Here is a 24960-nt window from a genome sequence, read left to right on the forward strand (position 1 = left end):
AGAATTCTGCGCGAAGCGGAGGAAAAAGACACGGTAAAATCAATCAAAACGGGAGGCATGGCAAAAAATATCCCGACGGAGCCACGACGAGAGATTTCAGGCTCATTATTCAATTAGAAAATGCTGCGCATCCCGGCAAGCGCCTGGAGAAGAAGCGCCGTAAACTGCCGCTCGGACTGCGGGTTCTGGGCCGTTACAAGCTCCCGGTCCCGTACTGCGTGGCTGGTCCACGGCGCGCCGGCGTCAACCAGTCCGCCGGCCCCGGCCAGCGCCTGCGCGGGATAATAGGGCACCTCCCCCTCCAACCCGCCGCCGCTTTCCGCCTGTTTCTCCTCGTCGTTGGAGAACACGGCCATCTTGTAACCGCCATAAATCCATGTCCCGCCGCCAACCGAGGAAAGCAGCGCCGCCGGCCCGTGGCAAATCAGCGCGGTCGGCTTTCCCGCTTTGTGGAAAAGCTTCAGCAGCCGCCCCATATCCTTGTCCCGCGCCAGATCTTCCATAGGCGCATGCCCGCCGGGAACGAACATGGCCTTGAATTTTTCCGCCTCCGCTTTCGTGAAAGAACCCAGCCTGCGCGGTTGTTTAAGCCCCGCGGAAGACGAGGCAAAATTTTTGGCCTGCTGATATTCCTGTTCGGAGGCGAACCATTGCGCGCTGTCGCTAGACTTGTCCATCGCGGGTTCGGCGCCTGTGGGGTTGGCGAAAACCAACTCGTAGCCTGCGGCCTCAAGCGCTTGGGCGGGTCCCGCCAGTTCCGACAAAAAATAGCCGGTTTTATGCTGCTTGCCGTCTTTGAGCGTTATATGGTCGGCCCCGGACATCACGACCAGCACTTTCCCCTTGCTGCCGTCCGCCGCCGAGGCGGCGACCGCAGCCGAACAGATAAAAACGAGCGCCGTAATTTTTTTCATACCCTCCTATTTCCCCAAATGCACGACCAGGCTCTGTGTCATGGTGAAGTCGTTGTTTTTGACGCCGGCGAAAGGCCGGTTTTCATACTCGTCCGTCAGGCTTATCCTGAACGAAAGCTTGTCCGGCCTTATGGCGAACAGGATGAACGTTTCGTTATATATCCGGTAATCCGAAAAATCGGCGGTATCGCCGAAATAGATGAAATCCCCGCCCAGTTCGGCCAGTCCGCCCAGCGGAATCCTGAAATTGATCCGCCCGTTGGCGCGCAGCATGCTCTTGTCCGAGTTGTTGTCGTAGAGCGCATATTCGTAAGCCGGGCCGAACGCCAGCAGGAACTGGCTGAAAACCGCCGGCATGAAATTATGGAAGCACACCCCCGCGCCGCCGGTGTTTCTGCGCTTGAGGTCCAGGAATTTATTCCTGCCGTAAGACGCCCAGCCGTAAATATTGAGCGACGGCTTGACGGAGTAAATATAAAGCGCGTTGGCGCGCGCTTTGTCCAGCTTGGTTTCCCTGTCGAACTCGGTATACATCGCGTCGGCGTCTATGTAGAGCGTGTTTTTCAGGTTATAGCGCAGCCCGCCGTTGACGGAATAGCTGTCCACATTGCCCCGCAGATAGCTGCTGCCCGCGATAATATCCAACGTTTGCTTTTCCGCGCTTGTCCGGTATTCGGGCGGGACTACAAGCTGGTCGTCGGCGCGCATGAACTGCGCCATGCACGGGCCCGGCAGCGCCGAAGCCAGCAATGCCGATACAAGGAACCGTCTCATTACGGATATTGTACTCGGAATAACCAACCCGCGCATGGGCCGAAAGTCCCGCTCAATAATAAATCTCTTCGTTGGAACGGGTGATGGGCGGGAAGAAATCCTCGGGCAGCATCTGGGAGAGGATTTCCAGCGCCGAAGGCGAAATCTCGGATTCCTGGCCGGCTTTTATCTGCGTCAGCCGTTTGATTTCGTCCTTGTATATTATCGCGGCTTCCTTGAAATAGCCGTACAGGTCGGCTGCTCGGTCAAAACGGCCCAGCCGCTCGCAGACTATGCCGAACATGTAATGCACCGCCGGCGCGGCGCGGATATTGAAACGCTCGTTCATCTGCTTGTACTGCTCCCAGGCGGAATCAAAATGCAGAGAGAAGGGCTCGTCGTGATGGTCCCGCATCAGGTAGAGGAACATGTAGAGGTAGTATTCCTTAAGCCATTTCTGCCGCGGCTCGTTGGTGAGGAATTCCACCACCTTCGCATGATGCCTGCCTTTTCGCACCAGCGTCTCCACCACATAAAGCCTGAACTGGGCCGGCACGGCGGAAATATCCAGCGTGTCCAGCCGGGCCGCAGCCTCCTTGGTGGCGATATAGAGGTCCCATTGCGCCTTTTCCCATTTATAAACGGGCAGATGCTCCATCACCCTTTCGGTGAAGTCATTATTATGCCTGGCGGCGTAAGCGCAGGCAAGCTTCATGTAGGCGGGAAGAGGTATATCCGGCGCCCAGACGGCGGCGCCCTTTTTGACGTCCGGGGTGAGCAGCACATTGTCTGCGGCAAGATGGGCGGCGATGAAGGCGCTGGTTTCCGCCTCGCCCCAGGAGAGGAAGGGTATCATGTTGAGTATCTGGAGGGCGTCTATGCTGGCGTCGTAGCCGCCCGCGCCGGCGAAATCCGCGGCGGCGGCGGCGAGCAGTTCGCGTTTTTTGAGATCGTCCAGCTCGCCTATGAAAGTCTTGATAAGCTCAAAGTCGCGCGAGGCGGCCACCTTGCCAAGCAGGCGCGAGGCCAGTTCGGACGCATCCTCCGGCTGGTCGGCCTTGAAGTCAAAATACGCCATCACGGCGTCGCGCGCGGGCTTGGAGGTTACCGCGCCGAAAGCGTTTTCGCGGCGCTGTTCCCTGTCGGCCACGATGCGGCGGTAGCGGCGGAACACGAAAATAATCCCCACCACCGACACCACAAGCACCATGGAAAGCACTATCATATGCGTTACGCCGGCGCGGCGGTCCTTTTCGGCTATCTGCTGCTCCAGAACCACCCGCTCCATGGCGCGACGCACATCCGGCGTGTCCAGCGATTTGCGGGCATTTTCGTATTCGGCCAGTACGGCGGGAGGCGGCGCGCCCTGAGTGGACATTTTGGACGCGCGGCCCATTGACTGCTGGTAGCTGAGTATCCTGGAAACGTAGTCTTTGGCCTCCTGCGCTATGTCGCGGCCCCGGTTTTTGGGCGGCGCCTCGGACTGCGCCAGCGTGAAAGCAGCCACGGCATCGCTTAACCGCCCGAGCTTGAGCAGGCTGAGGCCGATATAATAATTCCACCGCATTTCCTCCGACATCGCGCCGAAAGCCTTCAGCAGGTCCGCCGGCTTGCCGGCTTCGTAGTAGGCCGACGCCAGCCACTGCGAGCATTCGGCATTGCCCGGCGCCGAAGAAAGCGAAGCCGCGAAGCTGTCTATCGCGCCGGCGCCGTCACCGGCGGCCAGCAGCCTTTTGCCGTTTTCAAAGCTCTCGGCGGCCTCGCGGGCGCGCCGTTCCCGCGAGGTTACGAAATAATCCAGTTCCTGAAGATAGCGGGAATACAGTTCCGGCGCGTTTATCTTGCCGGCAGCCGCATGCGTCTGGGCGGCGGCGTTCTTGCCTATCAGGTAGTAATTGACCGCCAGGGAATAATAGGCCCAGCCGGCCTTGCGGCGGTTTTTGCTGCGCAGCACGGGAACAAGGTCCTTGACGGCGGCGGCATATTTTTCGCTGCGCATCAGAATCCAGCCGCGGCCCAGCAGCGCGTCGTCATTGCGGGGGGCGATTTCCACGGCCTTGTTGGCGTCCTCCATGGCATGGTCAAAATCCCTGGAATCGGCATACAGCGAGGCGCGCTTGGCGTAATAAGCCGACAAAGCGCCCATTCCCGCCGGCGCGCTCCAGCCGGCAATGGCGTCGGAGCAGGCCTTTATCTGCACGGCCGGCGGAGCCGGCGCAAAGCAGGGCGAATTCTGCGCCTGCGCCGCGGCGGCAAATGCCAGTATTATCCCGCAGAGTTTCATAGACTTTCAGCTTCCCGCCAGCGGCGGCAGCAGAGTGCTCTCCAGATGCTCGTAGCGGGCTATGGCCTCTCGCACGAATGCCCGCTTCTGGTTGTATGTCCCCGGGAAGAAACTGCCCTTGAAGCCGGCTATTATAAGGTTCCGCAGTTGCCGCCGGCTCAGCCTGGCAGAGGTGGCGACCAGTTCCAGCTCCTTTGAAACCGTGGTGTTGGAAACCAGCCTGTTGTCGGTGCATATGGTAACCGAGAGGCCGGTCTCTATCATCTTGTGGACGGGATGCTCCTCCACGGATTTTATGTCGGGCGTGGTCTGGAGATTGCTGGTTATGCAGGCCTCAAGTCCGATTCTCTGGTTGGCGATATAATTGACCAGATTATCCACATACCGCTGGCGGTCTTTTATGGCGGGATCCTTGATTCTGTCCGCGGCAAACAGGAAAGTGCCGTGGCCTATGCGGTTGGCATGGCATTCGGTGATGGCCTGGAAAATGGATTCGGGACCGTAAGCCTCGCCGGCATGCACCGTTTTCCGTATAAACCGCTTGTGCGCGTACTGGTACGCCTCCCAATGGTCCACCGGCGGGAAACCGGCCTCTTCCCCCGCAAGGTCAAAGCCGACCACGGGCGCGTTTTCATTCTCCACCAGCAGCGTCATCGTGCGCGCCAGTTCCAGGGAGGCGGCTGCGAAAATCTCCTTCTTGCGGGCATGCTCCAGCACGCGCAGGAAATCCGCGAAATAGGGCGACATGCCTTTTGAGAACCGCCTCATCGCGCAGGCTATGATGCCGAAATGAAAAGGCAGGTCCCCGCCGCTTTTGACCGCCTCGGAATTATTATGCGCCTTGGCGGCGGCGCCCAGGCCGCGCGCGACGGCGCGCACCGCCTCGGCGACGGGCAGTTCCATGGCGGTGTGCAGTTGCGGGGCGAAGCGGACCTCCATATAGCGCACGCCGTCGGCTATATTATCCTCCACCAGTTCGGAGGCGACGCGCTCTATGTTCTCGGCCTTCTGCATGACCGCGCAGGTGAAGGCGAAGCCTTTAAGATACTCGCCCAGGTCTTTGTAGGCCGGCTTGAACACCAGTTCCTTGAGGCCGGCCTCCTCGTACGAGGGCAGCTTCACGCCTTCGGTTTTGGCAAGCTCTATAAGCGTTGCCAGCCGCAACGAACCGTCCAGATGAAGATGCAGGTCCGTTTTCGGGATTTTTCTTACGAAATCGGCGGTGATTTTTTCGCGCACATTATCCTCCTGAAATAAACAGCCCGTGCAGCCTGCCCCACGACGCGGCAAGCGCGGCGCATACCGCGGGCGCGGCCAGCGCGCGCAGCGCCCTGTTCCAGAACGGGTAGTTTATGTCCACAACCCGCAGGAAAAAAGCGGACGCCAGTATCATCGCAAACCCCGACACCCACAGGAACGGTGGAACAAGCCTCAGCCCGTTGATACCCAGAAACACCTGGCAGCCCAGCATAAGCAGCGAAGACGCCGTAACCGCGCATGTCATAACCCCGAACGACGCCGCGCCGAATATCCGCGCCGCGCGGAAACAGCCCAAAAAAACGCAAAGCGCGCCTGCGGCCAGCAGCGAGGCCGGCAGCCCGAACACCAGCCATGTAACCGTGTCCATGTTCTCGTCCAGCTTGAACCGGGCGAGGATGACGTGCTCCTTTACCTCCTCCAGCCTGCGGCTGGCAGCGGCGACGGCGCGCTCCCGCGCGCGGACAGCCTCCCCGCGTTTTGCGGCAAGCGACTTGCCGCGCTCTTCCGACTGGATGACAAAATCCACCGCGCCGGAGGACTGGCGGTAAAACTCCTTTTCCTGCTGCGTCATGCCGGCAAAGCGGGACCGGAGCGCGGCGTCCGCCCCCCCGATTTCCGGATTCTCGTCCGCGCCGGCGGGCATATTCCGCCCGGAATAAAGCAGCAAATCCGCCGCGCCCCCCGCACCCGGCATTCTGCTGCCGGCCATGCCCGGCAGATAGGACGACAGCGCCGCCAGCGCTATCATAAGGCACATGCTGACAAAAGCTCCGCGCATATCTATGTGAGGCTCAATAACCGCCGCCGCAAACCACGCGCGACGCCGGCTGTATGAAAGCGAAAAAATGCCCCGGCTTGTCCAGCCCGGTCTTTTTTATTATCAAATCCAGCATATCGCTGGCCTTGTCCGCCGGAACAGCAAGCAGGACCACCTGCTTTTCCGCGTCTATCAGCCTGCCCAGAAAGCCGAGTTTCTGGCGCAAGCCCGTTCCTCTGGCGTAAAAATAGGTGACGCCTTCCGCGCCCAGGGCGAGGGCGGCTTCTACCACCGCAGAGCCGTGCCTGCGCTGCACCACTATGGTTATGACCGCTTTTCCATATTCGCTGGACATGGCTCGCCCTCCCTTTTGCTTGTATTTTTGTATATAAGTGGCAGCAAGGTCAATAGAGCCAGCAGCGCGGCGGCAAAGCCGTATGTCAGATACGGATTGGAATACCGTATCTCAAAGGCCGCAACACCGCGGTCCGCGCAAACCCTCGTCTGCCCCTGCGGCGCGCGGGACAGCCTTACGCCGCCGGAAGCGGAAAAATTCTCCTGAAACAGCCAGTTGGCGATATAACAGCCGCCGGAGGAATCAGCCAGCCGTGCGGATACGGCATTGCCGGAAACGCGCAATCTCCCGGCGGGGAGGCGGGTTTGCTCATTGTAAAACAGCGGCAGGGCCGAGACGTCCTCAAACACCAGCCTCTCGTCCGTGGCGGCAAACAGCTTCAGCCCGTGCCGGGCGAAAAAGCCGGCGTTTTTTGCCAGCGCGGACGGCGGCAGTATATGCCACCGCGCGCCCCACAGCCGCAGCCGGGCCAGTTTCGCCTCGTCAAGCCCGGTCTGCGTTCCGGTATAGGGCGGGTTAAACGTCTCTTCGGAATTGCGCGCCGGGACCAGCGTGTCGTAGCCGGAAAACTGGTTCAGCTCAAAAAGCTGCGCGTAATCAAACAGCAGCCCGGGAATGCCGCGCTCCGCCGCCAATGGCCAGTCCAGCGGCGCCACCCTGCCGCCGGAAAACGCGGAGGCCAGCTCCTCCCGCGCGGGAATTTCATCCGTGTGCAGCCGGAACACCGCCCTGGGGCCCCAGTGATAAAACGCCAGCATGGAAAGGGCGTGGAGCGCAGTCAATGCCCATGCCGCCGTTTTGCGCAGCCGCGCCATGGCACAGGCCGCCAGCAGGAGCAGAAAAAAATCCGCGAAAAAAAGAATTTTGAAATGCCAGCGCAGCCGGTTGAACGGCGGGACCAGAAACTCGTACCAGCCGAACCCGCCCGCCGCCCACAGCAGGCAGAAAGCCGCCATCCCCGCGAAAATCAGCGGCTTCCGGTCTTCCCTGGCGCGGCGCAGCGCGAACGGGATAAGCACAAGCGGAATATATCCCAGAAAAGACAGCTTGTCCATCGCATAACTGCCCAATCCGCCGGAAGGCTGAGGCGAGAACGGCCAAAACAGCCCCTTAAACCACTGCAAAACCCGCAGATTGAAAGTGTTGAACTCCGTAAAGCCGAGAGAATGGGCGCGCTGCGCGCTCTGGCGCATCATATCCCACTGCGGCAGGATGGCGGGCATGGCCAGCATTACTCCCGCCGCCAGCGAAGCGGCCAGCAGCGTCCAGAATTTCCAATCCTTTTTGTCCCCCGCAAAAAACGCGAATATGACCGCGACAACGCAGCCGTAAAGCGGATACTGCGGATGATTCATCAGAAACAGCGCGGCGGTTGAGACGACAATCTCAACCGCCGCCATAAAATCCCTGCGGGCGCGCAGCCGCCACACCCCATGCATCAGCCACGGAAACCAGGCCGACGCCAGCCCGACCAGCCACCACGACGCCCCTGCAAAAACAACGAACGGGCAGAAAATCCAGCTTAACGCGAAAAAAGCGGCGGGCGCGGCCCCCAGCCCCAGCGACGAGGCGAAAACAAATGCCCCCAGCCCGCCAACCAGCAGGTGAAACGCCGCCAGCACATCAATCGCCGCCCAGTAATGGCCGAAAATTTTTTCGCTCGCCCAAACGGAAGCCGCCGCCGGCGGGTACAAAATCCCGCCGCAGCCCGCCGCCGGAATGCCCAGAAACTGATGGAAATTGAACTGCGCTATTTCGCCGCGCGCCGCCGCCCGGTACGCATGAACGTGGCAGGCCAGAAACTGGTCGCGGTTATCGTCCTGAAGGAAATAATACGGCGCGCGGGTTTCCAGCGCGGCCATGAAAACGCAGACCGCAGCCAGCAGCCCCGCGGCGAACGCCGCCAGTCTGCGCGAGGCAACTTCGGCAAAAAGCATCCGCTATTCCGCCCTTAAAGCGTCAGCCGGTTTGAGGTTGGCGGCCACCCAGGCCGGATAAATGGCGAAGGCGAAAGAGGTCAGCGCCGCCGCCAGCACCGACACCAGCGGTATCCAGGGCAGCATATGCCCGTCCATTCCCATCATCGTCTTCACAGGCCCGTTCCACAGCCACCCCAGGGCGGAGCCAAGCACGCCGCCTATCAGCCCCAGCAGCATGGCCTCCACCATGAACTGAAGCATTATGTCCCGGCGGCTGGCGCCTATGGCGCGGCGTATTCCTATTTCCTTGACGCGCGCAAACACCGTCGCCAGGGTAACATTCATTATGCCTATGCCGCCGGCGATGAAAGCCAGCATCCCCAGCGATATTTTAACCAATGCGTCCTGAAAATCGGAGGCGGCGCGTTTTTTTATCTCCTCCATCTGCGGGTCTATGATGAAATAGCTTTCGTCGCCGTAGCGGATTTTAAGAAAGTTCCTCACAAGCCGCAGGGATTCGCCATAAGCCCGCTCGCCGCCGGCGTCTATGTTCAGGGTTTCCACCCTGTCTCTGATAATGCCGTAGCGGGTAAGCGTGGTTATCGGCGCCAGGACTTTGGTGTCGGATTCGCGCATGTTCAGCATCGTGTAGGGGCGCCTGGAATAGGGCAGCTCGTCCAGCACGCCTACGACGGTGAAGGTTATTGCCTCCAGCTTTACCTGCCTGCCCAGCATGTCGTTATGGGAGACAATGGTGTCAAACGCGGCGGCATAATCCCAGCGCTTCCGCGCCGCCTTGCTGGAATCGCTGGACGGCGGCTCCACCGCCTTGTTTATCAGGACGCAGACGCGCATATTGTCGTCCATGTCCCGCTGGTTGATGAAGCGGCCCCGCAGGGTGTAGATAAAATCCCGCTTTATCCAATCCGGCGTAACCCCCAGCGAGCCCACGGCCATCCGCCTGCCGCCGTATTCCAGCGCGGTGTGCCAGTCCCTGCATTCCGGCGAAATCATGTAAAAAGACGGCGCGGCGGCGCGCAGCTTCTGAACGTCCTCATAGGACATTCTGGGCGGCGGGATATATTCATCGGCGTTGGAGAAGGCGCGCGCGTTGTTTTCCGTAACCCGCATGCGCGCCAGGCCGGATATTTTCTCCTGCTGGCGCAGCCGCTCCCGCGTGTAGCAAATGGCGGAAAACGCCTCTATGAAAACCACCGCCCCCACCGCGATGGCCAGAAAGCTCAGCACCGAGCGGGTCTTGTGCAGCATTATTTCCGCCAGGCCGGTTTTCAATGCTATAACAAGCGATTTCACTGTTCCATGACTCCGTCCCTCAGTTTGATATTGCGCGCGGCCATGCCGGAGAGTTCCCTGTCATGCGTTACCATCACTATCGTTATCCCGCCCCGGTTGAGGCCTTTGAGCAGCTCCATAACCTCGCAACTGGAGCGCGAATCCAGATTTCCGGTCGGCTCGTCGGCCAGCAGCAGGCGCGGCGAATTGGCCAGGGCGCGGGCTATAGCCACGCGCTGGCGCTCCCCGCCGGAAAGCTCCAGCGGGCTCTTCCTTTCCTTGCCTTTAAGCCCCACCTCGCGCAGCAATTCGTGCGCGCGGAGCTTCATTTCCCTGCCGGGCATGCCGGCATACATCAGCGGCAGGCACACATTTTCCAGCGCGGACAGCCGGTTCAACAGATGGAAGGCCTGGAACACGAAACCGATTTTGTCGCGCCGCGCGGCGGAGCGTTCCTCGTCCGGCATTGCGGCTGCTGGCCTGCCCTCCAGCAGATATTCCCCCCCGGTAGGCTCGTCCAGCAGGCCCAGAATATTAAGCAATGTGGACTTGCCGCAGCCCGAAGGCCCGGTTACGGCGACGAATTCCCCCGCCGCGATGTCAAAAGAGACTCCGCGCAGCGCGGGCCAGCCGGTTTTGCCGCCCTCGTAAATTTTGGCGAGACGGCTGCAATGAATCACCTTAGCGTCTCCGGCGCGGCGGTAAACAGCCTGTCTCCGGGCTTGAGCGGGCCGGCTATCTCCGCCTCGGTTTCGGAGCGCAGCCCCGGGAAAACCTGTATTTTCTCCGCCTCATAGCCCTCTTTCTGCCGGTGAACATAGCAATTGAGGCCTTCCTGGAAAAGCGTCTCTATGGGAGCCTTGAGCGCGTCTTTTTTAGCCTGTATATTGGCGGTAACCACCGCGCTCATGCCCACGCGCATTTCCTTTACAGGCTTGTCTATGCTGATTACCACGCGGAACACTTTTGACGCGCCTCCCCCGCCCCAGCCGTAGCTGTTTTTTGCTTCGGCCATCGGGGCCACCAGGTCCACCCTGCCGGAAAATTTGCGGCCCGGCAGGGAGCTGAAAGTGATGTCCACCGGCATAGCGGGCTTGAGCTTGTAAATGTCTATCTCGCTGATTTTAAGATTTACCGCCAGCGTGTTCATGTCCACCACGCGGCTGACGCAGTCCGACGCGGCGTTTATGCGCTTGCCGGCGCGGGTTTCGTCGCTGCTGTCGCCGTATCTGCCGACGCAGCGGGTAAGCAGCCCCGCGCGCGGCGCAAGTATCGGCACCGGCACGTACTGATCCGAATCCATGCGCTCGCCGCCCTTGAACATCATTATTTTGTCGCCCTTCTCCACATACTCGCCCTCTTTTTTGGCGACTTCTATGATAAACCCTTTGTTGGGCGGGAAAACATCCACTGAATCGCGCGAGACAAGCTCGCCGGCTTCCTGCATATCCAGTTTGAGATCGCCTCTGGAGACGGTTCTGATAAAATCGTTTATGTCCTGCCGGACGGACATTTTTTTGTAGCGCAGATACCCGAAATACCCGCCCGCGCCGCACAGCGCGATAACCGCCGCCCACACAATGGCTTTTTTCATGGCTGCTCCCATACTTTTTCGCCCAGCAGGGCGCGGCAACCGGCCAGCGCGACAGCCAGGTCGTTTACCGCGGTAATCTGGTTGTTGCTTATGTCCAGAAGCTTGGTCTGCGCGTTGTCCAGATCCAGGAAACCGGCATTGCCCTGGGAATACTCGGACAGATAGTTATCCGTCGTCTCCTGCTGCACCTTCACCTGGAATTCCAGCAGTTTGAGCGATTTGACCTTCAAAGCGATATCCTCCTGCGAGGAAAACACTTTGGTTTTCAGCGCGCGTATGGAATTTTCCACATCCAGTTCCGCGGATTTAAGCGCGGCGCGCTGCGAGCCGATGCTGAAATAATTCTGCGCGCCCATAAACCCGAATGGAAAATTCAGCGACAGCGTCATCCCGTAATTCGGGTTTCCGTCCCAGGAGCCGCCGGGCGTGCCCAGCACCCCCAGCGCGGATTTGTTATAGGAAGCGTCAAGGCTCAGCCGCGGATACTGGGAGCGTATGCCGGACTGCGTTTCCAGCCTTGTTTTATCAAGCGAGTTTTTCTGCCCAAGCAGGCCGAAATTGCCATCCAGCGCTTTTTTCAGATCGCTTGCGGGCAGGGGCAATGCTGTCCTGGCGCTTTCGGAACTGGCCGACACTGCCTGCGCGAAATCCGGTTGGGCGTCAATCAGCTCGTTGAAGGACAGCAGCGATTTGCGCGCGGCGGATTTGGCCTGCTCAAGCGCAAGCTCGCTTTGCAGCTTGTCGCTTTCGCTTTGCGTCTGCTCGTTGCGGCTTTTGGTGCCGGTCTGGTACTGCTCGGTGGTGTCCCTGTGCTGCCGCTCGCGCGAGGAGAGGTTTTTTTCGGCAATTCCTATGCGCTTTTGCGCGGCGTAAAGCGCGTAGAACCGGTTCAGCGCGTCCAGCGCGGCATTCTGTTTTGCCGTCCACAACGCAAGCCGCGCGGCGTCATAATCCAGCTTCGCCCTTTTCAGCTTCACCAGCGGCCCGTTGGCCGAATCGTAGAGGTTCCACGCCGCGCCGAGACCGGAAACCACGTCGGTTTTATTGAAGCGGAAGGCGGTGTTCTGGTTGTCGTAGAGCGAATTGGAGAAATCAAGCGACAGCGACGGCGCCGCCGCGTCCAGCACCGCCGCGCGGTAGGCATTCTCCGCGCCGGCAAACGTCTCCTCGGCGGAACGCACCGCCGGGGAACGCGCGAACACAGCGTCTATATAGGTTTTCGCCGAATACGGCTCCGCCGCGCGGGACGGAACGGCGAAAACAAGAAGCGCCAGCCAGAACAATCGCCGCATAAATCAGAAGTTGATTCTTTCTTTTTCTATCACCAGCGGACGCTTGAGAACGCGGGTGTGTATCACGCCCACATATTCGCCGATGATGCCGATGAAAAAAAGCTGCACGGACGAAAAGAAGAAAAGCCCGATAACAACCGGCGCGGTTCCTACCGAAAACTCGCGCCAGAAAATTATCTTGTAGACGAAGTATATGACAGCCACCGCCAGGCTGCACATTGACAGGATAAACCCTATATATCCCGCCAGCCGCAGCGGCAGCCGCGAATGGCTGGTTATGCCCAGCATGGCCATATCATAGAGCGTGTAAAAATTGTTTTTAGTAACGCCCCCCTGCCGCGCGGGCTGGACGTACTCTATCAGCGCCGGCTCAAAGCCGGTTTCGGCTATAAATCCGCGGAAATAGGGATACGGATCGTCCATCTGCCGGAAAATATCCATAACCCGCCTGTCGTAGAGGCCAAAGCCGGTGAAATTCCGTATCTGCTGCTCTTCCGACAGGTAGTTTATAAGCCGGTAATAAAATTTGCGGACGGCAAACATCAGCGGGTTTTCCCTGCTGGCTTTTTTGACGGCGGCGACTATTTTATACCCCTCTTCCCATTTTTTGAGGAGTTCGGGAATCAGCTCCGGCGGGTCCTGAAAATCGCAGACAAGCCCGATTACCGCATCGCCTTTGGCCTGCCTCAACGCATGACTGGGCGAGCGTATATGCCCGAAATTGCGGGTGTTGAAAATGACCTTTACGTTTTTATCGGCGGCGGCCAGCCGGCGCAGTATGCGCGGGGTAGCGTCCGAGGAGCAGTTGTCTATGAATATATGCTCGTAACAATAGGCGGGAAGCTTTGCCATCTCCTCTTTGACGCGGAGATAGAGCTTTTCCACGTTGTCTTCCTCGTTATAGCAGCCGGTTACAACGCTTATGAGTTTCATCCCGCCCTAATGATAACTTTTTCGCCCGGAGATTGCAAAAAAACGCCCCCGCGCGCGGCGCGGGAGCGTTTTCTCCTTCCTTAGAAACTAGCTAAGCAGCTCGTCGCACTGTCCGGAGCCGCCGGGGCAAGCCGCCGACGTCGGAACAGGCTTAAGCGGCATCGTTACGCTTATCGCGTAAATCCCGTAGCGCGGGGCAACCGTTGTGCTCATCGTGTGCCGCGTCATCGTAAGGGTATACGTCGGCGCGCCGCCGCTTCCCGCCGCCAGCGCGACAGCCGCCGTGAAATACTTCAACGTGATGGAGTTGGTGCTCATGTTCGGATACGAAATGTCCAGCTTGGTGAAATCGTTGCCGTACATCCCGCCGTTGCTGAGATACCGCTCCTGCGCCGATTTGATGGAAGACGCCAGCGCCATCGCCTCGCTGACCCGCGAGCGTTCCACCACCTTGAAATACTGCGGTATCGCTATAGACGCCAGCACGCCCACTATCAGAACCACCACCAGCAGTTCTATAAGGGTAAAACCCAGCCTCGCATTCTTACGCATACTGCCTCCAGACCTGATTTTTGTGAAGAGTCCCCCGCCTGACAAAAGCGAGTGCGCCCGGCGCGGCTCGAACGCGCGGCCTCCCGCTTAAAAGGCGGATGCTCTACCACTGAGCTACGGGCGCATGCTGAATAACTCTGTCAACAGCAGGTTATTATAGCATAAACCCGAAGCCGTAGTAATCCGCCTCTTAACTGAGAAGCTCGTCGCACTGTCCGGAGCCGCCGGGACAGGTCGCCGACGTCGGAACCGGTTTCAGCGGCATTGTTACGCTTATCGCGTAAACCCCGTAGCGCGGGGCAACCGTCGTGCTCAACGTGTGCCGCGTCATCGTCAACGTGTACGAGGGCGAGCCGCCGCTTCCCGCGGCCAAGGTGACAGCCGCCGAGAAGTACTTCAACGTGATGGAGTTGGTGCTCATGTTCGGATACGAAATGTCCAGCTTGGTGAAATCGTTGCTGTACATCCCGCCGTTGCTGAGATACCGCTCCTGCGCCGATTTGATGGAAGACGCCAGCGCCATCGCCTCGCTGACCCGCGAGCGCTCCACCACCTTGAAATACTGCGGTATCGCTATAGACGCCAGCACGCCCACTATCAGAACCACCACCAGCAGTTCTATAAGGGTAAAACCCAGCCTTGCATTCTTGCGCATACTACCTCCGTGTCAGATTATTTCCGCGCTCCGGCCACGCATAAGGCCGTCCGCCAACCCGCGCAACAACACCGCGGATTACGCGTCCGCACGCCCCGGCCCGCGAAGGCAAAGAACATATTTGCCCCGCGCGTGCCGCCGAACGCCGGATAACGCTGGCAGGAAAGTCCAAATCTGTTTGCCGCACGGGCCGACGCCCCGCCAGCGACGCCATCCCGTACTAATAGTATACCATGCCCTACACCGCTATTCCATAGCGCATTTGCAACGGGTTCCAAGCGGCCTGCGCTTGCCGGATATTCACTGCCGACCTTTCCCTTATTATTGCCTCCTGCATAAACCTGAAAATTTCAGTTGGCCGCGGGATTCGGCGAAAAATCGCTTCATACTGCCTTCACAAAATCATCCTTTCGTGCCGTGGGGCACGCGCCAGCCGCATCACAGTACGACATCACTCATTTTTGGAAAAACTGTGGTGTGTTAGTAAACGACGATGAAACCGGAATCAAACCACGAAACACACGAAAAGGGAACAAAAAAAGTTTCCGGGAGTTGTTCCCGCCTTGTTCCAGAGCCTTTTCGTGTGTTTCGTTCAATAGACTTGTCCCCCAATAGGCTTTATGGCAGAAATACAGGGTTTTGGCCCGCAGCGCAGCGGTGTGAGGCGCGCACACTACCGACGGGCGTGTGCAAGCCGAACACCGCGAAGCTGCGGGCAAAAAACCGAAATTTATGCCGTAAATGCTATTGGGGGACAAGTCTAATGGTAGACGCCGTTATTTTTGGCATTTGTTTCTTTACTTGCGCGGTTGTTTCCGGCAATCGGGGCAGCAAAGAATGGCATTGTGGAAAAAATGGGTGATGCCGTGCATTCCGGCGCTTGACAATCGGGACGCGCATCTGCTATAAAGTGAATGGTGATTCACCATTCATGCGGATAAACCCGCCGCACCAGGCTGGGTCCCGCGCGGTTTTTAAGCCGCCGCGGGGCCGGCATTTTGTTGTTTTCCGCGCTTGAAACCGGGGCCTTTTAATAGTAGTATGTGCCTTGATGAAAAGCGGCCTCTTTTTTTCCGTTTTTTTCGCTGCGGTTTCGGCAGCACCGGCACGGGCGCAGGGCATTGCGCTTCCGTCGGGCGGCGGGGTGAGGAACTTTCTCTCCGCGGCGGGAAATATGGAGGTTCCGGCGCCGGCGGCGCGGGAGGCGGGTTTTGCTCCGCGCTCCGGGGACGGGGACTCCGCGTGGAGCATGTCCAGTTTTTCCAGCGCGGCGGACGGGCTGGAGATATCCTATAAATACAGGAAGGGCGGCGGCGCCAAACGGCAGCCGCCGCTGGTGTTTATAGGCGGGCTTTCGCTGCAGGAAGTCTACGAGACGGTTTTTGCCGTGGAGGGCGCGCCCGCGCGGGACGAATACTGCCTGTGGATGCGCGCCCATTCCCCCACCGGCTGGAAATACACCCGCAGCCTTTTTGACTATGACGCGCTGGACATGGCGCGCCTTATCAACATCGCCGCGCGCGAATCCGGCTCCGGCAAGGTGACGCTGGTGCTGCATTCCTACGGCACCATGCTGTTCCAGCGGATGATGCAGCTGGGATACAACGGCGACGTGGCCGCTGCCATAGGCCATCTGAGCGGAACGCGGGTTATATTGTCCAACGGCGTCACCCATAAGAACAACGTGTTTGTCCCGCAGTTATGGGAATCCTATATGATGGCTTCCAATCTGGATAAATTCGTGCTGTGGCTGGACGGCTCGGACGATTACGCGGAATACTGGAAACACGCGGCGGAAACCAATCCAGCCATCGCCATGCCCACCAATTTCAACTATGCCGTATGGCGGGTGCAGCGCCAGAATTCCATCATGGCCGCAACCAAGCAGGGCGCGGACATGTCTATCGCAGACCTTTCGGAACCATGGGATGACCCGGACATAGAGCCTGTGCGCGCCTCGCTGCTGCGCACAGTGCGCCAGAACGCCGTCAATCCCGACTGGCGCGAGGCGCTGCTGCGCCGGTCCTACAACACCTCCCACGCCAATTTTGACGGCAACGATATGGAACTTCTCAAAAACAGCGGCATACGTACCGTATGGGTGGCGACCACCAAGGACCAGCTGCTGCCCTGGGCAAGCACCAAATTCCTTATGCAGCATCTGGGAATGGACGCGCCGAAAGAAACGCCGGAGGCGGGCTCCTCCTTCAAAAACTCCGAAGGCACGGCGGAGATGCGCATTTTCGACGGCGACCATTATTTCCCCCTCAAACACCCCCGCGAATTCCTGAAACTGATATACAGCGACAAGTAGCGCGAGGGTTGCCGCGCCCGTTCCCGGCGCGGCGCCGGGCCGGTTTTGGTATAATTGTAACAGAGCATGATTCAATCCCCCTATGCGGCGCGGGCCGGCGGCGTCAGGCATTATTACGGCCCCTATGCCATGTTTTCCGGCCTGTGGAATTCGCGCCAGCTGCTGCGCCAGTTCGTCCAGCGCGATATTGATTCCCGCTACCGCGGCTCCTGGGCGGGGTTGTTCTGGTCTGTCCTCAACCCGCTTACCATGCTGGCGGTGTATACCTTCGCTTTCGGCTATCTGATGCAGTCCAACCGCGCGCTGATTACGCGCGCGGCCATGGCGCAGACCGCGTTCAACATATTCGCGGGGCTGATAGTTTTCAATTTGTTTGCGGACGCGGTCAACCGTGCACCCTCGCTTTTCACCGCCAACGCCAATTACGTCAAAAAAGTGGTTTTCCCGCTGGATATGCTCTGCTGGATGGCCGTAGGCTCCGCCTTTTTTACCGCGATGATGAGCCTTGCCGCCCTGGCCGTGTTTTATCTCGTGGCGGAAGGACCGCTGCCGGTTACATTCGCGCTGGCGCCGCTTATTCTGCTGCCGTTCGCTTTCATCGCGGCGGGCGTGGTGCTGTTTTTGTCGTCGCTGGGGGTTTATCTGCGCGATGTGAGCCAGACTGTGGGCAATTTCATATCGCTGCTCATATTTTTAAGCCCGGTTTTCTACACCGAGACGCTGCTTCCGCTGCGCATACGGCCCTATTTCCGGCTGAACCCGCTGGTTTTCCCGATAACCGAACTGCGCAAAACCGCGCTGGCCGGGCAATGGCCGGATTGGGGCGGGCTTGCGCTCTACTCGCTGGCCGCCGCGCTGATTGCGTGGGCGGGCTTTGTCTGCTTCCAGAAAATGAGAAAAGGATTTGCCGATGTCCTCTGATACAGCGATACGGGTCTCCAACATCAGCAAGTGCTATCACATCTACGCCCAGCCGCAGGACAGGCTCAAGCAGGCCGTTTATCCGAAACTGCAAAAGCTGTTCGGGCGCGAGCCGAAAAACTGCTTCGCCGAATTCTGGGCCGCGCGGGATATTTCCTTTGAGGTGAAAAAAGGCGAGGTGCTGGGTATCATCGGCAGGAACGGCTCCGGCAAATCCACCATACTGCAGATGATAGCCGGCACCATCACCCCGACGGCGGGCGAAATCTCGGTCAACGGCAGGGTGGCCGCGCTGCTGGAACTGGGCGCGGGATTTAACCCGGAGTTCACCGGGCGCGAAAACGTCTACATGAACGCCGCGCTGATGGGCCTTTCGCGCGAGGAGACCGACGCGCGTTTTGACGCCATCGCCAAATTCGCCGACATAGGCGATTTCATAGAGCGTCCGGTGAAAACCTATTCCAGCGGCATGTATGTGCGGCTGGCGTTCGCGGTGGCCGTCCACGCCGAGCCGGACATTTTCATAGTGGACGAGGCGCTCTCCGTGGGCGATATCGCCTTCCAGAACAAATGCTACCGCAAGTTCAACGAGTTCAGGGAAAAGGGCATCTCCATACTCTTTGTCACCCACGATCTGGGCACCATCATAAAATACTGCGACCATGTGATAGTGATGGAAAAAGGCCGCCAGTACGCCTGCGGCGACGCGCGCGCGATGGCCGACGTCTATAAACAGTTGCTCATGCCCAATGAAAACGCCGCGCCCGCCCCGGACTGCGCGGACCCCGCCGATGGAGCAAAAAACTGTTTTGAAAAAAACCCAGCCTTCCTGGAATACGGCGACAAGCGGGCCGAGATAACGGACTGGGGCATCTTTGACGAGCAGGGCCGCCCCGCCCAGATAATAACCGACCCGCGCCAGAAATGCGAGATTTTCATGCGCATCCGGGCGCGCGAATCAATACCCGGGCTGATAGCCGCCTTTACCATAAAAGACATCAAGGGCGCGGAGGTTACCGGCACAAACACCTGGTACCGCGGCGACGTCATAGACGTTCGCGCGGGCGAGACCGTAGAGGTGCGCTTTCGCCAGAACCTGCCGCTTCAGACCGGGGGCTACACATTGAATTTCGGCTGCACCTCGCATGTGCAGGAGGGGCTGGCGGTGCATCACCGGCTCTATGACCTGCTGCTGCTGCAAGCCTCGTCCCACGAGCAATTTGTGGGCGTTTTCAACCCCGCCAGCGAAATAGAAATCCGCCGCAACTAACCGGAATTCAAGGCCTTCTGCTTCGGCAGGTAAATCTGGAAGACCGGGTTTTTGGTTTCGCCTATGGCCGGCTCATAATTATCCCGGACATACTGTTCAACGAGCGGATGTGTATTTTTGTAGCGCATCTCATCCCGGCCATCCAAAGGATAATCTATCACAAAAACAAATGCAGGGGCGGCCTGCCGTATCCGCCCGATCTCAGCCTTTTGAACTTTTTCTGATGCTGGCGTTATCGCGTATATTTCCCAGACAGGAGATTTGAGCTCGCAGGCCGCATACATGCCCGGCCATGACGGCGTTACAACAAACGGTTTCCCGGCGGCATATTTATCCACGATTTTGCCGAACAGGGCGATATTGGCTGCGGTTGGCCCGTCGAGCAGCAGGTTGTCTTTCCCAACTGCTGCATGCACCCAGTTGCGGTCACGGAAAGCCTGCCAGCCCGGATGCATTGGAAGCATAACGAGAATACTCACCGCCAGCACGCCGGCGTGCAGGATTTGCCGGGTCTCCTCCGGACACTCGGATATAAAAGCATAGGTTCCAAGCAGCAGCGGGAAAATGCCAAGAGCCAGATGCCCCACATCTGCGCGGGAAAACGTTCCTTTGTCTATGTAGGCGGTGTATGTCGGGAAGATGCCCCACATCTGCGCGGGAAAACGCGTAATGCGCATAAGGCACCGCCATAAACGCCGCGCCAAGAAACAAAGGCGTCACCGGGGTTTTATTTATACGCGCCCGAATCGCGCGAACTATACCGAACACGCCGAATGCCGCCATGCCCATAAACAACAGCCCGATAATCGTTCCTCGGATTGACTGGTACAACGGCAATTCGCTGAAAAAAGAAATCCATGGCCACGGTACCGGCAGGGGAATGTTGGTCGTTTTGGTTTCAATAATCAGCCGCACGCTGTCCCGGAAAGCGCCGTAAAAACCGGGCGCGGCCGCCAGAACCGCCAGCATGGGGCAATACCCCGCAACCACTCCGGACAGCCACCATGCAAAATTGGCATACCATCGGACCGCTCCGCCGCCCGCGCTCAAATAGGCCAATAAACACAGACTTCCTATAGCGCCGTAAACGCCATGGTTTCTGCCGAAAAAGGCCGCCAATCCCACCACAATGCCTGTCAAAAAATACCGGGCGGCGGACGGTTGCTCTGCCAAGTATGCAAGCACGGCCACCAGCGATATGGAAATCGTCGTATCAAACAATTTGTGCCGTGGAAACATCCACAACAAAAGAACTGCCGACGCCATAATCCAAAAAACGGAATTCTTGCGCTGCGGAAGGCGCGCCAGCGCAATCATGGCAACAAACAGTCCCACGGCCTGGAAAACAGCCGCAGCCACCCGCAGGGAAACAATTCCGTTATTGCCCGACAGCCGCATAAAAGCCGCGGTCCAATAATAGCGCCCCGGGTCATAGGAGGCGAAATCCCGGATAGGAACCTCCCCTGCAGCAACCCGCTGCGCGCCGTACCAAAGGTATCCTTCGTCGGACAAGTTGACGCCGGTTCTGCCTTGCAGCACAAACAATACAGTCACCAACGCGCACGAAACCAACGCAAAAAACAGCAGTTTTGAGCGCCAGGTGTTCAAATGTGTCATGGAATACCTCCGGTTCGCTAAAATCTCCGTATTCCGCTGTGACCGGCGGTCAACGCCCGGGTTTGCCTTTTACGTCCTGCGAGCGCAGGTATATCTGGGCTTCGTTGACGTATTTGTTGGTGAAACCGTCGCCCTCGGCCTGTTTTGCCACCAGGGCGCGCCGGTAGAGAATGGAGGCGGTTTTCCTGAAAGCCCGTGCGTCCGTCCAGCCCACGCCTTTGGACGCGGGCCAGATAAGCCGGTTCACTTCCTCTATCATTTTCCCGGCGCGGTCTTTGGGAATATCGCGCGCATATAGAGAGGAGATTTCGGCGCATTGCGCCGCATTGTCGCGGCAGAAAATATACCCGCGCAGCGCGGCGCGCACGAGGCGGCGCGCCGCGTCGCGGCCCCCGGAAGAGCCCAGCACGGACTCGGAAGTAAACAAGGCGTCCTGCGGCAGGAACAGCCCGGTGTCGTGAAGTTTGACGGCGGTAACGGCGGGCTCCGTGTCGGCGCGGACAACCCAGTCATAAGTCTGCGAGGATACCGCGTCAAAACGGCCTGAGGAGAACGGCTCGTCCTCCTGTATGCGCAGTATGCCCACATTCGCGCCCGGCGAAAGCCCCGAGCCGGACAAGGCGGAGAAAACCTCGGCCTCGCTGTCGCAATAACGCAGCGCCAGCCGGCGCCCTTTAAGCTCTTTGAGCGATTTAAGGCCGGGGCGCAGCGCGATTACCGCGCCGGAACGTTGGAAAATCTGCGCCACATTCACAAGCGGCTGGCCGCCGTCCCTGGCGATTATTATTTCCGGCAGCCTGTCCACGCCGAACTGCGCCTGGCCGGAAGAGACCATTTGCTCCGGCGAAGGGCCTTCCCCGGCGTGAAACTCCACGTTTAACCCCTCCTGCCTGAACCAGCCCTTCTCCCGCGCGGCGTAAAGCCCCGCAAACCGCGGATGATGGCTGCGGCCCAGTTCCACCGTAATGACGGAAGGCCGCGGCTGGGAGACCGCCTCGTCCTCCTGCCGCTCGCCGGAACAGCCGGACAGCAATGCCGCAAGCGCGGCGGCAATGATGGTTTTTTTCATCCGACCCCCGAAAGCGCGGGAATATATGTAACCGCCAGCAGCGCGCCGACCAGCAGCAGCCAGAAACTGAGCGTCGCGGAATACAGCTTTGACAGCGGCGCGTTAAACCGCCGGCTGGAAAGGAAAAGGTTCAATCCAAGCGGCGGAGTCATGTAGCCGATTTCCAAATTCAGCAGGAAAATTATGCCCAGATGCACCGGGTCTATGCCGTACTGCGCCGCCACCGGCGCGATTACCGGCACCACTATTATGATGGCCGAGAAAATCTCCACCATATTCACCACCAGCAGGAAGCAGTTGAGTATGGCCAGGAACATCGCCTTGCTCTGCACGAAGGAATGCAGCCAGCTAAACAGCCGGGACGGAACCTCCGCGTCAATGAGATAATTGGTAAGCCCCAGCGCGGTCCCCAGCACCACGAATATCGCCCCCACCAGCATCATGCTGCGCGCGGCTATGCCGGGAATGTCGCGGAACAGGCTCAGGTCGCGGCATATAAGCGTTTCAACAACCACGGCGTAGAAGGCCATCACGGTGGCGGCCTCCGTGGCGGTGAACCAGCCGCCGTAAATTCCGCCTATCACAAGGAAGGGCAGCGGGATTTCCCACGCCGCATGGCGCGCGGCGGTTTTAAGCGCGCTCCAGGAAAACGGCTCCCTTTTTATCCCGGCGCTGCGGCCCTGCAGCAGCGCGTAAACCGTCAGAATTGCGATAAGCAGCAGGCCGGGAACCGCCCCCGCCGCGAACAGCTTGTCTATGCTGACTTTGGCCACAAGCCCGTAGAGTATTATCGGCAGGCTGGGCGGGAAAAGCAGCCCCAGGCTGCCGGTGGTGGTCAAAAGCCCCAGCGTGAATTTTTCGCTGTAGCCGTGGCTGCGCAGCATGGGGTAAAGCAGCCCGCCCAGCGCGATGATGGTAACGCCCGATGCGCCCGTAAACGCCGTAAACAGCGCGGTGGAAATCAGCGCGGCGGCGGCCAGCCCGCCCGGCAGCCAGCCAAGCAGCGCGCCGGCCAGCGCAAGCAGCCGGCGCGGCGCGCCGGATTCCGCAAGAACATAGCCCGCGAAGGTAAAAAGCGGTATGGCTATCAGCGCGGGCAGGCTTGCCAGCCGCAGCATCTCCACGATAACCGCGGACATGTTTATTTGCGCCGTGTGGAAAGCGTAAAGCGCGCCCGCGCCGATTATGGCGAAAACCGGCGCGCCCAGCAGCGCCAGCGCCACAATGGCGGCGGCTACCAGAAGCGTCATTGCGGACGCTCCCTGAAAATCCCGGCGACGGAATGCAGCAGCATCAGCCCGAAACCCAGCGGTATGGCAAGCTCCGCAGCCCAGGCAGGAACATTGACGCTGCCGGCGGCGAACGCCGTTGTGCCGGCGGAGAATTCGTCTCTTATGAAAACGCAGCTTGCCGCCAGCAGCGCGGCGCAGGCCAGCGCCGCGAAAACCGCGCCCGACAGTTCAACCGCGCGGCGCGATTTGCCCGGCAGCATTTTGTGCATTATATCCAGCGCGAAATGCTGCCCTTCGCGCGAGGCCAGCGCCGCGCCCGTAAACCCCGCCCACAAAACCATATGGCGCAGCAAAGGGTCCAGCCACAGTATGCTTTGCGAAAATACCAGCCGCAGCAGCAGTTGCAGGAAGGAGAGCGCTATCATCAGCCCCACCAGCAGCGCGACGGCGAATTTCTCGGCTTTGACAAGCCGGGATTCAATCAGGAATATCCGTCCCATCTCTTATATGTTCGCATTTTTTGCCGGGGCAATCAAAATAAGCTGTCCGCGCGGCGCTATTTATGGGATAATATGAGCATGTTAAAACGTCTGATGAAGAAGATCAAGCGCACATTTGCGCCGCAATCCGGTTTTTACGGGCTCGGAATTGCTCCCAAACTGCTGGAAACGCTGGATAAGCTGGGTTTCCACACCCCCACCCCCATACAACGGCAGGCCATACCCGTGGCCTGTTCGGGCAAGGATGTCGCGGGCATAGCCCAGACGGGAACCGGCAAGACCATAGCTTTTGCCATTCCCATGCTGCAAACACTGGCGGCAAAGCCGGGCAAAGGCCTTGTGCTGGTGCCCACGCGCGAGCTGGCATTGCAGGTCAACGCCGTGTTCCGCCAGTTCGCTCCGGCCATGGGGATGAACACCGCCGCCCTGATTGGCGGCGAGCCTATGCCCAAACAGCTGCGCGATCTGGCGCGCAAGCCCAGAGTGCTGATCGCCACCCCGGGCCGCATGCTGGACCATATCGGGCAGGGCAACACCAGCGTAGGCGATGTCTGCGTCCTGGTGCTTGACGAGGCGGACCGCATGCTGGACATGGGGTTCGCGCCGCAGATAGACCGCATTCTGCGCGCCGTTCCCAAAGAGCGGCAAAGCATGTTATTCTCCGCCACATTGCCGATGGAGGTTATGAAAATCGCCTCCAACTACATGCGCCTGCCCGTGCGCGTGGAGGTGGCCCCCTCCGGCAGCGCGGCGGAACAGGTTACCCACGAATTGTTTGTGGTCAGCAAGCCGTCCAAAAACGTTCTTATCGGCAAACTGCTGGACAAATACTCCGGCAGCGTGCTGGTTTTCGTGCGCACCCGGCATAACGCGCGCCGCGTGGCGGAGGCGCTGTTAAACATGCGCCACAGCGCGGCGGAAATCCATTCCGACCTGACGCTGCCGCGCAGGAGAGAATCGCTTGAAGGCTTCAAAACCGGCAAATACCGCATACTGGTCGCCACCGACATCGCCGCGCGCGGCATAGACGTAACCGGCATAGAGCTTGTAATCAACTACGACCTGCCGGAGGACGAGGACAGCTATGTCCACCGCATAGGCCGCACCGGGCGCGCGGGCCGCAACGGCCATGCGATATCGTTTGCCATGCCGGACCAGCGCGACGAGGTTTCCCGCATAGAGCGGCTCATCCGCGCGCCGCTGCCGGTTTCCACCCATCCGAGCGTTCCGGCGGAGAAGTTCAGCGGAGCCAGCCGCGCCCGCTGCCTGGACGTGCCGCCGGGATATGTTCCGCCCAAGTCCATGAGCGCGCCCCCCAGGCCCGGCAAAAACAGCGTAATGAGCAGTTTCTGCCGGGGCCGCCGCCACTGAGCCGTTTTCCATAAAATTGAGCGCTGCGCCGCCGCCCCGCCCGCAAGGCCGGGGCGGCGGCGCGTAATTTCGCGCGTTCCGAAAGTCATGTTTCTTTCCGGCTTT

Annotated in this window: 23 protein-coding genes and 1 tRNA gene; 4 read left to right on the forward strand and 20 right to left on the reverse strand. The window is 59.3% G+C overall.

The genetic code is table 11. The features are described from left to right. Positions 1-113: 113 nt before the first annotated feature. The 15 genes from WC421_09275 to WC421_09345 form a co-directional block, all read right to left on the reverse strand. Positions 114-914 (reverse strand): type 1 glutamine amidotransferase domain-containing protein, encoded by an 801-nt coding sequence (locus WC421_09275; GenBank protein ID MFA5162425.1) that lies wholly within the window; start codon positions 912-914, stop codon positions 114-116. A gap of 6 nt (positions 915-920) precedes the next feature. Next, positions 921-1688, reverse strand: a complete 768-nt coding sequence (locus WC421_09280; GenBank protein ID MFA5162426.1) for a DUF481 domain-containing protein — start codon at positions 1686-1688, stop codon at positions 921-923. A 52-nt stretch (positions 1689-1740) separates the two neighbouring features. Beyond that, positions 1741-3951, reverse strand: a complete 2211-nt coding sequence (locus WC421_09285; protein ID MFA5162427.1) for a tetratricopeptide repeat protein — start codon at positions 3949-3951, stop codon at positions 1741-1743. Between the two features lie 6 nt (positions 3952-3957). Beyond that, a complete protein-coding gene (locus WC421_09290) occupies positions 3958-5190 on the reverse strand; it encodes an adenosine deaminase family protein (GenBank protein ID MFA5162428.1) in 1233 nt (410 codons plus the stop codon). 1 nt (position 5191) lies between these two features. Next, complete coding sequence (locus tag WC421_09295) at positions 5192-5989, reverse strand: hypothetical protein (protein MFA5162429.1); 798 nt, start codon at positions 5987-5989, stop codon at positions 5192-5194. A gap of 13 nt (positions 5990-6002) precedes the next feature. Beyond that, positions 6003-6323 carry a P-II family nitrogen regulator gene (locus tag WC421_09300; protein MFA5162430.1) on the reverse strand — a complete coding sequence of 107 codons (321 nt, stop codon included), beginning with the start codon at positions 6321-6323 and terminating at the stop codon, positions 6003-6005. After that, a complete protein-coding gene (locus WC421_09305) occupies positions 6293-8260 on the reverse strand; it encodes a hypothetical protein (protein MFA5162431.1) in 1968 nt (655 codons plus the stop codon). The genes WC421_09300 and WC421_09305 overlap by 31 nt, the downstream gene beginning before the upstream one ends. Before the next feature lie 3 nt (positions 8261-8263). Beyond that, positions 8264-9556: an ABC transporter permease gene (locus WC421_09310; protein MFA5162432.1), complete on the reverse strand. Its 1293-nt coding sequence runs from the start codon at positions 9554-9556 to the stop codon at positions 8264-8266. Then, positions 9553-10215 (reverse strand): ABC transporter ATP-binding protein, encoded by a 663-nt coding sequence (locus WC421_09315; protein MFA5162433.1) that lies wholly within the window; start codon positions 10213-10215, stop codon positions 9553-9555. The genes WC421_09310 and WC421_09315 overlap by 4 nt, the downstream gene beginning before the upstream one ends. Continuing rightward, complete coding sequence (locus WC421_09320; GenBank protein ID MFA5162434.1) at positions 10212-11129, reverse strand: efflux RND transporter periplasmic adaptor subunit; 918 nt, start codon at positions 11127-11129, stop codon at positions 10212-10214. The genes WC421_09315 and WC421_09320 overlap by 4 nt, the downstream gene beginning before the upstream one ends. Beyond that, complete coding sequence (locus WC421_09325) at positions 11126-12421, reverse strand: TolC family protein (protein ID MFA5162435.1); 1296 nt, start codon at positions 12419-12421, stop codon at positions 11126-11128. Before WC421_09325 ends, WC421_09320 begins: the two co-directional genes overlap by 4 nt. Before the next feature lie 3 nt (positions 12422-12424). Beyond that, a complete protein-coding gene (locus WC421_09330) occupies positions 12425-13354 on the reverse strand; it encodes a glycosyltransferase family 2 protein (GenBank protein MFA5162436.1) in 930 nt (309 codons plus the stop codon). An 87-nt stretch (positions 13355-13441) separates the two neighbouring features. Then, positions 13442-13906 (reverse strand): prepilin-type N-terminal cleavage/methylation domain-containing protein, encoded by a 465-nt coding sequence (locus WC421_09335; protein MFA5162437.1) that lies wholly within the window; start codon positions 13904-13906, stop codon positions 13442-13444. Between the two features lie 52 nt (positions 13907-13958). Further along, positions 13959-14030 (reverse strand) — tRNA-Lys (locus WC421_09340). Between the two features lie 66 nt (positions 14031-14096). Then, positions 14097-14561: a prepilin-type N-terminal cleavage/methylation domain-containing protein gene (locus WC421_09345; GenBank protein MFA5162438.1), complete on the reverse strand. Its 465-nt coding sequence runs from the start codon at positions 14559-14561 to the stop codon at positions 14097-14099. A gap of 1174 nt (positions 14562-15735) precedes the next feature. Between WC421_09345 and WC421_09350 the strand changes: the two genes are divergently transcribed. The 3 genes from WC421_09350 (at position 15736) to WC421_09360 (ending at position 19066) form a co-directional block, all read left to right on the forward strand. Next, entirely contained in the window at positions 15736-16875 is a 1140-nt protein-coding gene (locus WC421_09350; protein ID MFA5162439.1) for a hypothetical protein, read from the forward strand. A gap of 66 nt (positions 16876-16941) precedes the next feature. After that, on the forward strand, positions 16942-17796 hold the full coding sequence (locus WC421_09355) for an ABC transporter permease (protein MFA5162440.1): 855 nt from the start codon (positions 16942-16944) through the stop codon (positions 17794-17796). Next, on the forward strand, positions 17786-19066 hold the full coding sequence (locus WC421_09360) for an ABC transporter ATP-binding protein (protein MFA5162441.1): 1281 nt from the start codon (positions 17786-17788) through the stop codon (positions 19064-19066). The genes WC421_09355 and WC421_09360 overlap by 11 nt, the downstream gene beginning before the upstream one ends. Here WC421_09360 and WC421_09365 read toward each other — a convergent pair. The 5 genes from WC421_09365 to WC421_09385 are packed head-to-tail and all read right to left on the reverse strand — an operon-like array spanning position 19063 to position 23484. Beyond that, entirely contained in the window at positions 19063-19521 is a 459-nt protein-coding gene (locus tag WC421_09365) for a hypothetical protein (protein MFA5162442.1), read from the reverse strand. The two genes, WC421_09360 and WC421_09365, sit on opposite strands and share 4 nt — an antisense overlap. Next, a complete protein-coding gene (locus tag WC421_09370) occupies positions 19493-20683 on the reverse strand; it encodes a hypothetical protein (GenBank protein MFA5162443.1) in 1191 nt (396 codons plus the stop codon). Before WC421_09370 ends, WC421_09365 begins: the two co-directional genes overlap by 29 nt. 49 nt (positions 20684-20732) lie before the next feature. Beyond that, positions 20733-21752: an ABC transporter substrate-binding protein gene (locus tag WC421_09375; protein MFA5162444.1), complete on the reverse strand. Its 1020-nt coding sequence runs from the start codon at positions 21750-21752 to the stop codon at positions 20733-20735. Then, on the reverse strand, positions 21749-23002 hold the full coding sequence (locus WC421_09380; protein MFA5162445.1) for a TRAP transporter large permease subunit: 1254 nt from the start codon (positions 23000-23002) through the stop codon (positions 21749-21751). Before WC421_09380 ends, WC421_09375 begins: the two co-directional genes overlap by 4 nt. After that, a complete protein-coding gene (locus WC421_09385) occupies positions 22999-23484 on the reverse strand; it encodes a TRAP transporter small permease (GenBank protein MFA5162446.1) in 486 nt (161 codons plus the stop codon). The genes WC421_09380 and WC421_09385 overlap by 4 nt, the downstream gene beginning before the upstream one ends. 93 nt (positions 23485-23577) lie before the next feature. Here WC421_09385 and WC421_09390 point away from each other — a divergent pair, with 93 nt between their 5' ends. Beyond that, positions 23578-24855, forward strand: a complete 1278-nt coding sequence (locus WC421_09390) for a DEAD/DEAH box helicase (protein ID MFA5162447.1) — start codon at positions 23578-23580, stop codon at positions 24853-24855. The last annotated feature ends 105 nt before the right edge of the window (positions 24856-24960 follow it).

Source organism: Elusimicrobiales bacterium (assembly GCA_041651175.1).
GTDB lineage: Bacteria > Elusimicrobiota > Elusimicrobia > Elusimicrobiales > Elusimicrobiaceae > JAQTYB01.

Excerpts from the sequence above, each read along its gene's own strand:
- WC421_09300 (MFA5162430.1), bottom strand. The coding sequence starts at position 6,323 with ATGTCCAGCGAATATGGAAAAGCGGTCATAACCATAGTGGTGCAGCGC.
- WC421_09350 (MFA5162439.1), top strand. The coding sequence starts at position 15,736 with ATGGAGGTTCCGGCGCCGGCGGCGCGGGAGGCGGGTTTTGCTCCGCGC.
- WC421_09390 (MFA5162447.1), top strand. The coding sequence starts at position 23,578 with ATGAAGAAGATCAAGCGCACATTTGCGCCGCAATCCGGTTTTTACGGG.
- WC421_09345 (MFA5162438.1), bottom strand. The coding sequence starts at position 14,561 with ATGCGCAAGAATGCAAGGCTGGGTTTTACCCTTATAGAACTGCTGGTG.
- WC421_09280 (MFA5162426.1), bottom strand. The coding sequence starts at position 1,688 with ATGAGACGGTTCCTTGTATCGGCATTGCTGGCTTCGGCGCTGCCGGGC.
- WC421_09320 (MFA5162434.1), bottom strand. The coding sequence starts at position 11,129 with ATGAAAAAAGCCATTGTGTGGGCGGCGGTTATCGCGCTGTGCGGCGCG.
- WC421_09335 (MFA5162437.1), bottom strand. The coding sequence starts at position 13,906 with ATGCGTAAGAATGCGAGGCTGGGTTTTACCCTTATAGAACTGCTGGTG.
- WC421_09285 (MFA5162427.1), bottom strand. The coding sequence starts at position 3,951 with ATGAAACTCTGCGGGATAATACTGGCATTTGCCGCCGCGGCGCAGGCG.
- WC421_09360 (MFA5162441.1), top strand. The coding sequence starts at position 17,786 with ATGTCCTCTGATACAGCGATACGGGTCTCCAACATCAGCAAGTGCTAT.
- WC421_09370 (MFA5162443.1), bottom strand. The coding sequence starts at position 20,683 with ATGACACATTTGAACACCTGGCGCTCAAAACTGCTGTTTTTTGCGTTG.
- WC421_09325 (MFA5162435.1), bottom strand. The coding sequence starts at position 12,421 with ATGCGGCGATTGTTCTGGCTGGCGCTTCTTGTTTTCGCCGTTCCGTCC.
- WC421_09385 (MFA5162446.1), bottom strand. The coding sequence starts at position 23,484 with ATGGGACGGATATTCCTGATTGAATCCCGGCTTGTCAAAGCCGAGAAA.
- WC421_09375 (MFA5162444.1), bottom strand. The coding sequence starts at position 21,752 with ATGAAAAAAACCATCATTGCCGCCGCGCTTGCGGCATTGCTGTCCGGC.
- WC421_09295 (MFA5162429.1), bottom strand. The coding sequence starts at position 5,989 with ATGCGCGGAGCTTTTGTCAGCATGTGCCTTATGATAGCGCTGGCGGCG.
- WC421_09380 (MFA5162445.1), bottom strand. The coding sequence starts at position 23,002 with ATGACGCTTCTGGTAGCCGCCGCCATTGTGGCGCTGGCGCTGCTGGGC.
- WC421_09275 (MFA5162425.1), bottom strand. The coding sequence starts at position 914 with ATGAAAAAAATTACGGCGCTCGTTTTTATCTGTTCGGCTGCGGTCGCC.
- WC421_09330 (MFA5162436.1), bottom strand. The coding sequence starts at position 13,354 with ATGAAACTCATAAGCGTTGTAACCGGCTGCTATAACGAGGAAGACAAC.
- WC421_09355 (MFA5162440.1), top strand. The coding sequence starts at position 16,942 with ATGATTCAATCCCCCTATGCGGCGCGGGCCGGCGGCGTCAGGCATTAT.
- WC421_09365 (MFA5162442.1), bottom strand. The coding sequence starts at position 19,521 with ATGCATCCGGGCTGGCAGGCTTTCCGTGACCGCAACTGGGTGCATGCA.
- WC421_09305 (MFA5162431.1), bottom strand. The coding sequence starts at position 8,260 with ATGCTTTTTGCCGAAGTTGCCTCGCGCAGACTGGCGGCGTTCGCCGCG.